This window comes from Intrasporangium calvum, from assembly GCF_028446585.1.
GTDB lineage: Bacteria > Actinomycetota > Actinomycetes > Actinomycetales > Dermatophilaceae > Intrasporangium > Intrasporangium calvum_A.
On the sequence record NZ_JAPFQL010000005.1, the window covers coordinates 13,624 to 25,931 of the forward strand.

Annotated in this window: 10 protein-coding genes; 5 read left to right on the forward strand and 5 right to left on the reverse strand. The window is 70.9% G+C overall.

The genetic code is table 11. The features are described from left to right. Window positions 1-3 precede the first annotated feature (3 nt). Complete coding sequence (locus OO014_RS02205; protein ID WP_272460630.1) at window positions 4-882, forward strand: Fpg/Nei family DNA glycosylase; 879 nt, start codon at window positions 4-6, stop codon at window positions 880-882. A gap of 3 nt (window positions 883-885) precedes the next feature. Here OO014_RS02205 and OO014_RS02210 read toward each other — a convergent pair whose 3' ends face one another. The 4 genes from OO014_RS02210 to OO014_RS02225 form a co-directional block, all read right to left on the reverse strand. Continuing rightward, window positions 886-1,572: an exonuclease domain-containing protein gene (locus tag OO014_RS02210; protein ID WP_272460631.1), complete on the reverse strand. Its 687-nt coding sequence runs from the start codon at window positions 1,570-1,572 to the stop codon at window positions 886-888. Beyond that, window positions 1,569-3,431, reverse strand: a complete 1,863-nt coding sequence (locus OO014_RS02215) for a DUF294 nucleotidyltransferase-like domain-containing protein (RefSeq protein WP_272460632.1) — start codon at window positions 3,429-3,431, stop codon at window positions 1,569-1,571. The genes OO014_RS02210 and OO014_RS02215 overlap by 4 nt, the downstream gene beginning before the upstream one ends. A 126-nt stretch (window positions 3,432-3,557) precedes the next feature. Then, complete coding sequence (locus OO014_RS02220; protein ID WP_272460633.1) at window positions 3,558-4,730, reverse strand: hypothetical protein; 1,173 nt, start codon at window positions 4,728-4,730, stop codon at window positions 3,558-3,560. A gap of 36 nt (window positions 4,731-4,766) precedes the next feature. Then, window positions 4,767-6,479: a glycerol-3-phosphate dehydrogenase/oxidase gene (locus OO014_RS02225; RefSeq protein ID WP_272460634.1), complete on the reverse strand. Its 1,713-nt coding sequence runs from the start codon at window positions 6,477-6,479 to the stop codon at window positions 4,767-4,769. A 230-nt stretch (window positions 6,480-6,709) separates the two neighbouring features. On the opposite strand from OO014_RS02225, the gene OO014_RS02230 reads away from it, so the two are divergent. Further along, the gene (locus OO014_RS02230; RefSeq protein WP_272460635.1) at window positions 6,710-8,932 is read left to right on the forward strand and encodes an immune inhibitor A domain-containing protein; all 2,223 of its coding nucleotides are present in this window, start codon (window positions 6,710-6,712) and stop codon (window positions 8,930-8,932) included. Window positions 8,933-9,016: 84 nt separating this feature from the next. Next, window positions 9,017-10,525, forward strand: coding sequence for a glycerol kinase GlpK (gene glpK, locus OO014_RS02235; RefSeq protein WP_272460636.1), 1,509 nt, complete (start codon window positions 9,017-9,019; stop codon window positions 10,523-10,525). 71 nt (window positions 10,526-10,596) lie between these two features. Here the strand turns inward: glpK and tpx are convergent, their stop codons facing one another. Further along, entirely contained in the window at window positions 10,597-11,088 is a 492-nt protein-coding gene (gene tpx, locus OO014_RS02240; RefSeq protein WP_272460637.1) for a thiol peroxidase, read from the reverse strand. A 543-nt stretch (window positions 11,089-11,631) separates the two neighbouring features. Here tpx and OO014_RS02245 point away from each other — a divergent pair. Further along, window positions 11,632-12,036 (forward strand): ankyrin repeat domain-containing protein, encoded by a 405-nt coding sequence (locus tag OO014_RS02245; RefSeq protein ID WP_272460638.1) that lies wholly within the window; start codon window positions 11,632-11,634, stop codon window positions 12,034-12,036. After that, complete coding sequence (locus OO014_RS02250) at window positions 12,033-12,287, forward strand: hypothetical protein (protein WP_272460639.1); 255 nt, start codon at window positions 12,033-12,035, stop codon at window positions 12,285-12,287. Before OO014_RS02245 ends, OO014_RS02250 begins: the two co-directional genes overlap by 4 nt. The last annotated feature ends 21 nt before the right edge of the window (window positions 12,288-12,308 follow it).

The following is a 12,308-nucleotide window of genomic DNA, read 5'->3' on the forward strand; positions in this document are numbered from 1 at the left end:
GACGTGCCGGAGGGCGACACCGTCTGGCGCACCGCGCGCCGGCTCCACGAGGCGCTCGCGGGCCGAGACATCGTCGAGTCCGACCTGCGCTGGCCGTCGATCGCCACCGTGGACCTCCGAGGCCGCAGCACCCTCGAGGTCGTCAGCCGGGGCAAGCACCTGCTCCATCGGATCGATGGAGGACTCACCCTTCACTCGCACCTGCGGATGGAGGGCCAGTGGCGCATCGAGGCGACCGCACGGCTCAAGCCGGGTTGGCGCCGATCGCCGGACCTGCGTGCGCTCGTCGCGACGGCGGACTGGACCGCCCTCGGGCTGCGCCTCGGGATGCTCGACCTCGTCGAGACCCGTGACGAGGCCCAGCTCGTCGGGCACCTCGGACCCGACCTCCTCGGCGACGACTGGGACGCCAGCGTGGCCGTCGACCACCTCGCCGCCGCGCGGGTGCCGTTGGGTGAGGCTCTGCTGGACCAGCGCAACCTCGCTGGGCTGGGGACTCTCTGGGCGTCCGAGACGCTCTTCGTGCTGCGCCTCCACCCGTGGACCATCGCGTCCACCCTCGACCGGGCGGTGCTCGAGCAGGTCGTGGACCGAGCGCGGCGGCTCATCGACGGTGGCCGTCGCGACGCGATCCAGTCATCGACGGGGTCGCTGGCCAAGGGAGAGACCACCTACGTGCACGGCCGCAGCGGCCGCCCCTGCCGACGCTGTGGGGGCACGGTGCGAGTAGCGATGATCGGGCCACCGACCCGGGAACGGACGATGTTCTACTGCCCGTCGTGCCAAGGCGGTCTCGGACCCGCCGACGACGGGCGGCCCCAGCGACCGCTCGGGTCGGAGACGAGCCGCGGGGCCGGGCGGGGGCGTCGACGGCCAGACTGACCGTCAGCGCTGAAGCGCCTTGAGCGACAGGGGCCGTCCGCCGCTGAGGCGCGCCACTTGCGCCAGGTAGAGCTCGGCGCAGGCGAGGGCGTCGGTCAGGGCCTCGTGCGCCGCGTAACGCGGCAGCCCCACGTGGGCACGGGCGGTCGTGAGTCGCAGGGCCCCCGGCGGCAGGTCTGCCCCCGTGTGGCTGCCGAGCACTCGAGCCTGCAGCTGCATCGTGTCGACCGACTCGGTCAGGAGCGGGACGCCGTGCGTGCGCTGGGAGGCCGCGGACAGGAAGTCCCGTTCGATGACCGCGTGATGGGCCAGCAGGACCCGTCCCCTGAGGGCCGACGCCACCCGCTCCACCACCTCACCGAGCTCGAGGCCGTCCGCGAGGGCATCGTCGGTGATCCCGTGCACCACGGCGCTCTGGCCCACCTCCGCGTCTGCGCGACAGAGCAGCCGCGTCGCGCCGGACAGGTCGATGACGAGGCCGTCGAGGGGGACGAAGCCGACGGCGAGGATGTGGTCGGTGCGCGGGTCGAGACCGGTCGTCTCGAGGTCGATGGCCAGCAGCCGCAGCTCGGCGACGTCGGTCCGGGCTGCTGGTTGCGGAGTGCTGAGGAGGTCACGGACCGGGCCGGGCGGGGCCTGTCCGGCCCACCGGGCCCGCCGCCGCTCGAGACCCAGCAGGCCTCCGATCACGTGACGAACCCGAGCGGATAGCTCTGCACCACCGTCTGCTGGGCCGACCGGACGATGTGGAAGGCGTCGCGCAGGTGCCGCTTCTCGAAGCTGCTCAGCTCCTCGGGAGAGACGAAGTTGTCGGGCTGGCGGCCCTCGCGCAGCTGCCGGGCCTGGTGGGTGAGCCGCACGTAGCGGATGAACTCGAAGGCGTCATGGAGGTTGGCGGCGGTCTCTGGTGCGAGGGCTCCTGCACCCGAGGCTGCGCTGATCCGGGCCAGCGTGTTGACCTGCGGAAGCCCCCGCGACAGGGCCTGGACGCGGGCGATCTCGACGATGGCGTGGAACCCGCCGCGCTTGAGGTCGAGCCGGTCCTTGTGCTCTCCCTTGCGTTCGAGGACGAACCCTCGGAAGAAGCCGAGCGGCGGCTCGTTGTGCGCCGCGTTGCGGGCGAGATGCGCCAGGAACCGGCCGCTCTGGCGTGCGGTCGCCGCGATCTGGGCGTGCAGCGCGTCGACGAGGCGCCGCTCGCCGTGGAGGATGCGCAGGTCGAAGAAGATCGCGGACCGGAGGACAGCCTCGGGGGTGGGCTCGTTGACCCAGCGAGCGAACATGGCCTGCCACTCGCGCAGCGGACGACGCCACTCGGGATTGCTCGCCATGATGCCGCCCGGGCAGGGCGGGTAGCCGCAGGCGACGAGGCCGTCGACGACGAACGCCGCGAACGACTCGAACCACGCCAGGTCCTCGGGCCGGGCCTCGTCGGACAGCACGAGGGCGTTGTCCTGGTCGCTGCCGGGGCCCTGCTCGAGGCGGGCCTGCGACCCGAGGACGATCCAGGCGTAGGGGACGGGCGCCGGGCCGAGGGCCTGCTCGGCGAGGGTGATGAGGCGCTTCTCGATGGCGTCGCCCACCGCCGTGACGATCCGGCCGATGCCGTCGGCGGTCGCGTCCTCGTGGACCAGCTGATCGACGATCCGGGGGAGACGCTGGCTGAGGAGCACGAGCGCGTCGAGGTCCTTCGCCTTGGCCACGTCGCCGACGAGGTGGATCGGGTTGGCCCGCTCCAGCCGCATGAGGTCGGTGCTCGTCAGCATCCCGAGTGGCCGGTCGCCATCCACGACGGGCATGTGGTGGATGTTGCGGGAGGTCATCTCGAGGATGAGCTCCATGGCGATGGCATCCGGTGACGAGGTGACCGGGCCCGCCGTCATGATCGCGCTGACCGGCTGGCCGGTGTCGAGGCCGGCGGCGAGCACCCGGGTGCGCAGGTCGCGGTCCGTGACGATGCCGGTGAGGCGGTCCCCGTCGACGACGAGGAGCGAGGACACCTGCTCGCGGGCCATCAGCTCGGCGGCGGCCCGGATCGTCGCGTCGCCGGTCGTCGTGATCGGCTCCCGGCGGAGCAGGTCCCGCAGGCGGGTCTGGAGCACCGCGCTGTGCCGGTCCTGATGGGGCAGGGACACGAGCGCGTGCCGCAGCCTGGCCTCACGTTGCTCGGAGAAGAAGTCCCGCACGGCCGAGCAGCGGCCGGCGAGGTCGGTGAAGACCTCGGACGACATCACCAGCAACAGGCTGTCCTCGATCGCGACGACATCGAAGCGGGACGGCTGCCCCCCGAGCGCGGTCGTGCCGAAGCCCGTCCCCTCGCCGCCGCGTTCCACCAGGGAGCCGTTCTCGTCGGTGATCTGCACCGCGCCCGACCGGACGACGAAGACCTCGTCGTTGCCCTTCCCGACGCTCATCAGGTGCGTCCCGCGTCGGGCGTAGCGGACCGTCAGGTGGCGCCCGAGGCGCTCGAGGTCCTCACGCGGCACCGCGGCAAAGGGGGCGTGCTCGGCGAGGAAGTCGGTGACCTCGGGAAGGTCCAGATCCGTCACGGCGCCATCGTCGCACTGGAGCGGCCGCAGACCTAGGCTCGTCGGGCCAGAACCAAGGGCGATGGACTTCTACCGGGACGTCCTCGGCGGTGGATGGTCAACATCGCCGGCAGTGCCGGAGCCGCGTCAGGAGCGGGTCACGCCGAGGATGCCCAGGCACATCTCGTCGGTCGTCCCCTCTCCCCAGACGACGTAGCGCTCGGGGGTGCCCTGCAGGGCAGGGAGGCGGTCGCGCCACGCCTGGTCGTGCGTGCAGGTGACGGTGATCCGGTCGCCTGGACGGATCTTCGTGGCGCGGACCCGGCGTGCCGACTGGTCGTCGAAGTCCCACTCCCCGATGTCGAGCAGCGTCCGGGCCCCGGCGGTGCCGGCGTTGAGCTCGATGCGGATGCTCGAGCCGAGCAGGTGCATGTGCCCGGCCGCCGACCTGATCGTCGCCGACTCCTTCACGGTGCGGGTGCAGGACTGGGTGGGACCGGGATCAGCCTCGAACGATCCTTGGCACAGGAGCTGGAGGCCCGCCACGGTCTGTCCGGCTCGTTTGCCGAAGCGCTTCGCGACGTCCCACACGGCGGCCTCGCGGTCACACAGTGGCCCGGACCTGCCCGCGCGGCAGGGCAGCTCGACGGGAGCGGGGTAGAGCACGGTCTCCAGCGCTGAGAGCCTCGGCGACGTGGAGAGGCGGAGGTCGACAGCAGTCCGGTCGGGCTTGGCGCCGTGGAGCAGGTTGTAGTGCACCTGGAGGACGAGCTGCGAGCCCTTGTCGAGCGGGATGCCGAGGTCCTCGTCGAGGAGTCGCTCCGCCCCACCCGGTGCCCAGGCACCGACCCAGGGCGCGTCGTCCAGGCTGGCGCCCTGCTGCTCGATCCCCGTCCCCCCGAAGCAGGTCCAGCCGTCGCCGGGCGTCTCGGCGTCCTGCGCTCGCGCGAGGTTCACCTTGTCGGCGGGCACGCGGTAGAGGATGACGTGGTGGACGACGGAGACGTCGCCGGGCACGACGTCGTAGCCGGTGACGAAGCTGTCCCGCCTCACCTCGGGGTCCAGCAGGAAGCAGCGGTAGTCGTCGGTGGCGCCGCCCGGTGCCCGGGGGACGTAGTCGGCCGGCATGCCGACCCGCTTGACCCTCTCGCCGGCCCGCAGCGCGGCCCTCGCCGGCTCCGGGCTGGCTGCGGTCGTGGGGCTGGTCGACGGGGCGTCCAACCTCTCGGGCGCAGCCTGGTCGGGCTCCCCGCCCGCGCAGCCGGCACCGAGGATCCCGAGGGCCGCGCCCAGCGCGACGAGGAAGCGCCCTTTCCTCACCCGGACAGTCTAGGAGCGGTCCTGGCGCGGGGCAGGCTACTGACGGCTGACGGGGATCCGGCGAGGATCGGGGGCACTGAGTCGTTCCGCGTTGGCCTCGGAGTCCACGAGCTCTCGTTGTGACTCGCGCTCCGCCTCGACGCGATCGACGTAGGCGGCCACCTCGGCCTCCACGCGGTCGGCGTCCCAGCCGAGCACGGGCGCCACGAGGGCGGCTGCGGCGCGGGCACTGTCGACTCCGCGGTGGGGGGTCTCGATCGAGATCCGGGTGCGCCGGGTGAGCAGGTCGTCGAGGTGGAGCGCGGCCTCGTGGGTGGCGGCATAGACGATCTCCACCTTGAGGTACTCCTCCGCGCCCGGCAGGGGCTCGTAGAGGCTGCGGTCGCCCTCGGCCAGCGCGAAGAGCTCGTGGACGAGGGAGCCGTAGCGCTCGAGCAGGTGGCGGATCCGCCAGACCGGCAGGCCCTGCGTGCGGGCCAGGCGGTCGAGCTGGTTGACGAGGGCCACGTAGCCCTCGGCGCCCGACAGCGGGATGAACTCGGTGACGCTGTCGCTGACATCGCCGCCGATGTCCCCGCGCGCCGCGTCGACCGCATCCTCGGCCATGACGCGGTAGGTCGTGTACTTGCCCCCGGCGATCGAGATGAGGCCGGGTTGCGGTCGGGCGACGGCGTGCTCGCGGGACAGCTGGGCGGTCACGTCGGCGTCACCGGAGAGGAGGGGGCGCAGACCGGCGTAGACGCCCTGGATGTCGTCGTGCGTCAGCGGCTCCTTGAGCACGGTGTTGAGGTGCTCGAGGAGGTAGTCGATGTCGGCCCGGGTCGCTGCCGGGTGGGCGCGGTCGAGGTCCCAGTCGGTGTCGGTCGTGCCGATGATCCAGTGGGTGCCCCACGGGATGACGAAGAGGACGGACTTCTCGGTCCGCAGGATGAGGCCGGTCTCGGAGTTGATGCGGTCCCGGGCGACGACGACGTGGACGCCCTTGGACGCCCGCACCCGGAAGTGCCCGCGGCCGCCGGCCATCTCCTGGACCTCGTCGGTCCACACGCCCGTGCAGTTGATGACGACGGAGGCGCTCACCTGGTGGCTCTCACCCGTCTCGACGTCCTCGACGACGGCGCCGACGACTCGCTCCCCGGCCCGGAGGAGCCCGGTGACGCGGGCCGAGTTGAGGACGGTGGCGCCGTAGGCCGCGGCGGTCCGGACCGTCGTCAGGGTGTGCCGGGCGTCGTCGGTCTGGGCGTCGTAGTAGAGCAGCCCACCGGTCAGCGCCTCGCGCTTGAGTGCCGGGGCGAGCTTGAGGGCGCCGCTCCGGGTCAGCTGCCGGTGCCGCGGCATCGAGCGGGTGCCGCCCATCGAGTCGTAGAGCGTCAGTCCCGCTGTGACATAGGGGCGCTCCCAGCCGCGGCCGGTGAGCGGGTAGAGGAAGGACACGGGACGGACCAGGTGCGGGGCGATGGTCTTGAGGGTGAGGTCCCGCTCCCGCAGCGCCTCGCGGACGAGGTCGAAGTTCATCTGCTCGAGGTAGCGAAGGCCGCCGTGGAAGAGCTTGGACGACCGCGACGAGGTGCCCGACGCGAAGTCGCGCTGCTCCACCAGGGCGGTGGAGAGGCCCCGGGTCGCGGCGTCGAGCGCGACACCGGCGCCGGTGATCCCGCCGCCGATCACGAGGACGTCGAACTGCTTGGCGCCCAAGCGTCTCCAGGCCGTCGAGCGGTAGTCCGCATCGAGGCGCACCGGAGTCGTCATGCCCTTCCCCTCACGTCGGGTGCGGTGACGATCCCACCCTAACCAAGGCGCTCGCGCGCTGTCGGCCGTATGCCGCTGGGCTGGCTCCGCGGCCAAGTCCGCCGCGGGCACTGGGTGTGAGGTGAGTCACAGCGTGCCCCAATTGCCCCGCAGAGAGGGGGGTAGTGCCAGCGTGGGCAGCACGGGCGTGGCCCGAAGGTCGGGCGTGCCCTTCGGAAGTGAGGCGTCACATGAATCGACTCGTTCGCCGTGCGCTGCCGCTCGGCGTCGTGTTGGCCGTCACTGCCGTCGCCCCCGTCTACGCCGCAGGCGTCGGGGCGGGTGCCGCGCAGGGCCCCAACGGGGAGACCCAGTCCGCCCGTCAGCGGACCGACAACCGGATGGACCCACTGACCGGCAGACAACTGGACCTGCGCAAGCGGGGTCTCGAGGCCAAGCTCAACGGCAAGGCCAAGGGCAAGGCCTACGAGGTGGCCAAGGGCCAGTACGTCCAGCTCGAGCGCGAGGGTGAGGGTGCCCTCTGGACGGTGCTCGGCGAGTTCGCGGACCTCAAGCACAACGCGATCCCGGAGCCGGATCGCGAGGTGAACAACACGACGATGTGGCGTGCGGACTTCGACCGGCAGTCCTACGTGGACCTGCTCTTCGATGACTCCCGCGGCGCCAACTCGATGCGCAACTTCTACCTCGAGCAGTCCTCAGGCCGCTACACGGTCCACGGTGACGTCACCGACTGGGTCGAGGTGCCGGGGGAGGCCGCGACCTACGACGACGACATCGACAACCCGGCCGGTGGCAATGCGGTCTGGTACTTCCTCAAGGACTCGGTCAACGGCTGGTACGACGCCCAGATCGCGGCAGGCAAGACGCCGGCGGAGATCAACGCCGAGCTGAGCGCGTTCGACGTCTGGGACCGCTACGACTACAACGGCAACGGCAACTTCGACGAGCCCGACGGCTACATCGACACCTTCCAGTCCGTCCACGCCGGCGAGGGCAACGAGGCCGGGGGTGGCATCCTCGGTGACGCCGCCATCTGGAGCCACAGCTGGTACGCCTTCTACGGCGACATCGGCGTCACGGGCCCGGACTTCAACAAGCTCGGCGGGATCCGGATCGGCGACAGCGATGTCTGGGTCGGCAAGTACACGATCCAGCCGGAGAACGGCGGCGTCGGCGTCTTCACGCACGAGTACGGCCACGACCTCGGTCTGCCGGACCTCTACGACACGTCCGGCGGCGAGAACGGCACTGGCTTCTGGACGCTCATGTCGTCCGGTTCGTGGCTGAATGACGGCACCGTGGACATCGGCTCCAAGGCGAGCCACATGGGCGCGTGGGAGAAGTTCCAGCTCGGCTGGCTCAACTACGAGGTGGCGCGGGCAGGCCAGCGGTCGGCGCACAGAATGGGGCCGATGGAGTTCAACACGAAGCAGGCCCAGGGCCTCTTCGTGGTGCTGCCGAAGAAGGCGGTGACGGAGCAGATCGCAGCGCCCTACGCCGGTGAGCACTTCTACTTCAGCGGCTCGGCCAACAACCTCAACAACAAGATGTACCGGGCGTTCACCCTCCCGGCCGGCGCCTCCCTCGACGCGATGGTCAACTACGGCATCGAGGAGGGCTACGACTTCGCGAGCGTCATCGTCTCGACCGACGGCGGCGCGACGTGGAGCGTCGTCCCGACGAACCTGTCCAACTCCAGCGTCAAGGACGGCGGCATCGACGGGTTCTCCGAGGGCTGGGTCCCGCTGACCGCCGACCTGTCGGGCTACACCGGGGACGTGCTCCTCGGCTTCGGCTACAACAGTGACGGCGGGGTCAATGAGGCCGGCTTCATGATCGACGAGATCAACGTCACCGGCTCGGCGATCGATGGCGCCGAGGCCGATGCGGGCTGGACCTTCCAGGGGTTCCGCGTCACGACCGGCACGGAGCAGAAGGAGTACAGCCGGTACTACGTGGCCGAGTACCGCACCTACCGCGGCTACGACTCGACCCTGAAGACCGGTCCGTACTACTTCGGCTACCCGGACATGCCGGACTATGTCGACCACTTCGCCTACCAGGACGGGTTGCTCATCAACCTCTGGGACACGTCGCAGGCGGACAACAACGTCAAGAAGCACCCGGGCGAGGGTTTGATCCTGCCGATCGACTCGCACCCTGGGGCGCTCTACCGCGTGGATGACAAGCTGTGGCGCAACCGGATCCAGTCCTACGACTCGACGTTCACGCTCGACCGGACGGACGGCATCCCGAACATCCACCACCTCGGTGTCCTCTCGCCGGTGTCCAGCCTGCCGGCCGTCCCGGTCTTCGATGACCGGACGGAGTACTGGGACCCCGCGAACCCGTGGGGCAGCGTGAAGAACCCCAACACGGGGACGCAGATCCGGATCGTGAAGATCAGTGCAACCGGATTCATGCAGATCGAGGTCCGACCCGCCAAGTAGGCGCCCGGGCCATCGCACCAACGGAGAGGGCCGTCACCATCTGGTGGCGGCCCTCGCCGCAGTCTCGGGCGCTACGGTCGGCGCATGGACTACGTCGTCGCGATCGATCAGGGGACCACGAGCACGCGGGCCATGGTGTTCGACCGTGCCGGGAGCATCGTCGCGATGGACCAGCGGGAGCACCGCCAGATCTTCCCCCGCGCGGGCTGGGTGGAGCACGATCCGCTGGAGGTCTGGGAGAACACCCGAGCCGTCGTCGGCGGTGCCCTCGGCAAGGCCAATCTCGACGCCAAGCGCATCATGGCCGTGGGCATCACGAACCAGCGCGAGACCACGGTCGTGTGGGACCGGGTCACCGGCCGGCCGGTGCATCACGCGATCGTCTGGCAGGACACCCGGACGCAGGCGATCTGCGACGAGCTCGCGGGCGACGTCGGGCCGGAGCGCTTCAAGGAGCAGACCGGCCTGCCGCTCGCGACCTACTTCGCCGGACCCAAGATCCGGTGGGTCCTCGATCACGTCGACGGTGCCCGCGCCCGCGCCGAGCACGGCGAGCTGCTCGCCGGGACGATGGACACCTGGATCCTGTGGAACCTCACCGGCGGCCCGGACGGCGGCGTCCACGTCACGGACGTCACCAACGCGAGCCGCACGCTGCTCATGGACCTGCGAACGCTTGCGTGGGACGAGGCGATCGCGGCCGAGATGCGGGTGCCGCTCAGCATGCTCCCCGAGGTCCGCTCGTCCTCCGAGACCTACGGCACCTGCCAGCCGGGCATCCTGCTCGACGTGCCGGTGGCCGGGATCCTCGGGGACCAGCAGGCGGCGACGTTCGGGCAGGCCTGCCTGGAGCCCGGCTCGGCCAAGAACACCTACGGCACCGGCAACTTCATGCTGCTCAACACCGGTGAGGAGATCGTGCCCTCGCAGCACGGACTGCTGACGACGGTCTGCTACCGGCTGGGCGAGGCCGCGCCGGTCTACGCCCTCGAGGGGTCGATCGCCGTGACCGGGTCCCTCGTCCAGTGGCTCCGCGACAACCTCGGCCTGATCCGCGACGCGGCCGAGGTCGAGGCGCTCGCGGCCTCGGTCGAGGACAACGGTGGCGCCTACTTCGTCCCGGCGTTCTCGGGGCTCTTCGCGCCGCACTGGCGGCCGGATGCGCGGGGCGCGCTCGTCGGTCTGACGCGGTTCGTCAACAAGGGCCACATCGCCCGGGCGGCCCTGGAGGCGACGGCATTCCAGACGCGCGAGGTCCTCGACGCGATGAACGCCGACTCGGGCGTCCCGTTGACCGAGCTGCGCGTCGACGGCGGGATGGTCGTCAACGACACGCTGATGCAGTTCCAGGCCGACCTGCTCGGCGTCGACGTCGTCCGCCCACGGGTCGCCGAGACGACGGCGCTCGGGGCGGCCTATGCGGCCGGGCTCGCGGTCGGCTACTGGTCCAGCCCGGGCGAGGTCACCGAGAACTGGGGCGAGGATCGCCGGTGGTCGCCGTCGATGGACCCCGCCGAGCGCGAGCGCCTCTACCGCAACTGGAAGAAGGCGGTGCAGCGCACGCTCGACTGGGTCGACGACGACACCCCCTGACCCCCCTCCCCATCGAAAGAGCAGTTCGCGACACCCGCTCCGTGGAGGGGCGTCGCGAACTGCTCTTTCGATCAGTTGAGGGCCGCGATGGCCGCGTCGTAGTCCGGCTCCTGCGAGATGTCCGGGACGAGCTCGGTGTGCAGGACGGTGCCCTCCTCGTCGATGACGACCACCGACCGGGCGAGCAGCCCGCGCATCGCGCCTTCGGCGAGGGTGACGCCGTAGTCCTCGCCGAAGGTCGACCGGAAGCTCGACGCCGCCGTGACCTTGTCGATGCCCTCGGAGCCGCAGAAACGCTTGAGCGCGAAGGGCAGGTCCTCGGAGGCGCAGATGACCTCGGTGTTCTCGAGGCCGGCGGCGAGCTCGTTGAACCGGCGGACGCTCTGGGCGCAGACTCCGGTGTCGATGCTCGGGAAGATGTTGAGCACCAGGCGAGTGCCGTGCTTGAGGGGGACGTCGGTGAGGTCGGCGCCCGCGAGGACGAAGTCCGGGGCCACGTCGCCGACGGTGGGCAGGTCCCCGGTCGTCTCGACGGGAGTGCCGCGCAGTGCAGTGGTAGCCATGAGGATGTTTCTATCCCGGTTACTCGCCAGTTGCCATTCCATCCCGGGTCCCGGACAGCCTCTGGGACAAACGTGGACGTATGCCGCTGGGCTGGCCCTGCGCCTCGAGCTGACTCGAGTGGCCCCGCCGTCCACAGGCCGCACCGGGGTGGGAGCCGGCTCAGCGGCGTACGGGTGTGGAGACTGGGGCCACTCGAGGTGGGAGCTCACGTGCGGGCACCCCCGGGGGCTGGCTCTGCGCCTGCGCTGACTCGAGTGGCCCCGCCGTCCACAGGCCGCGCCGGGGTGGGGAGCCGGCCCGGCGGCGTACGGGTGTGGAAGGTGGGGCCACTCGAGGTGGGAGCTCACGTGCGGGCACCCCTGGGGGCTGGCTCTGCGCCCCGAGCTGACTCGAGTGGCCCCGCCGTCCACAGACCGCGCCGGGGTGGGGAGCCGGCCCGGCGGCGTACGGCTGTGGAAGGTGGGGCCACTCGAGGTGGGTCGAGGTACTGGATGCCGCTGGGCTGGGTCCCAGCCGGGCGTGGCGTCAGTAGGTTGGTGGCCATGACAGACACCCCGGGCTCACGGTCCCTCACACCGGAGGAACAGCAGCGGATCATCGACATCGCCATGGAGCTGGCCCGGACGGGGCAGACGGGCGACCTGCTCGACTTCCTCGACCACGGGGTGCCGGTCGACATGCAGGACCGCGACGGCAACTCCTTCCTCATGCTGGCTGCGTATCACGGTCGTGACGAGACGGTCCGGGCCCTGGTCGCCCGCGGCGCCGACGTCGACCTTCGCAACGCGCGGGACCAGTCGCCCGTCGCGGGTGCAGTCTTCAAGGGCGAGGACGCGGTGGTGCGGGCCCTGGTCGCGGCCGGGGCGAACGTCGACGTGGGCACACCGACGGCCCGCCAGGCCGCCGAGATGTTCGGCCGACAGCACCTGCTCGAGGTGGAGCGGTGACCGAGCCTGCCGCCGGAGGGACCGGCGCCGGCCGCCGGTTCGTCATCAACATGGTCGGCGCCGTCGGACTCGTCTTCGGATTCATCCCGATGCTGCGCTACCTGCTCGACCTCGACCTGTTCGCCTTCACCGTGGCGCCCTACGAGTGGCTCGAGCTCGAGGGTGCGGCGCGGCTGCTCCCGCCGGCCATGGTGCTCGTCGCGGCCCTCGTTGTCGCCTATGTCCTGGAGCGTGGCGCCCCCAAGACCTGAGCGCTGCGGGACTGACACCCC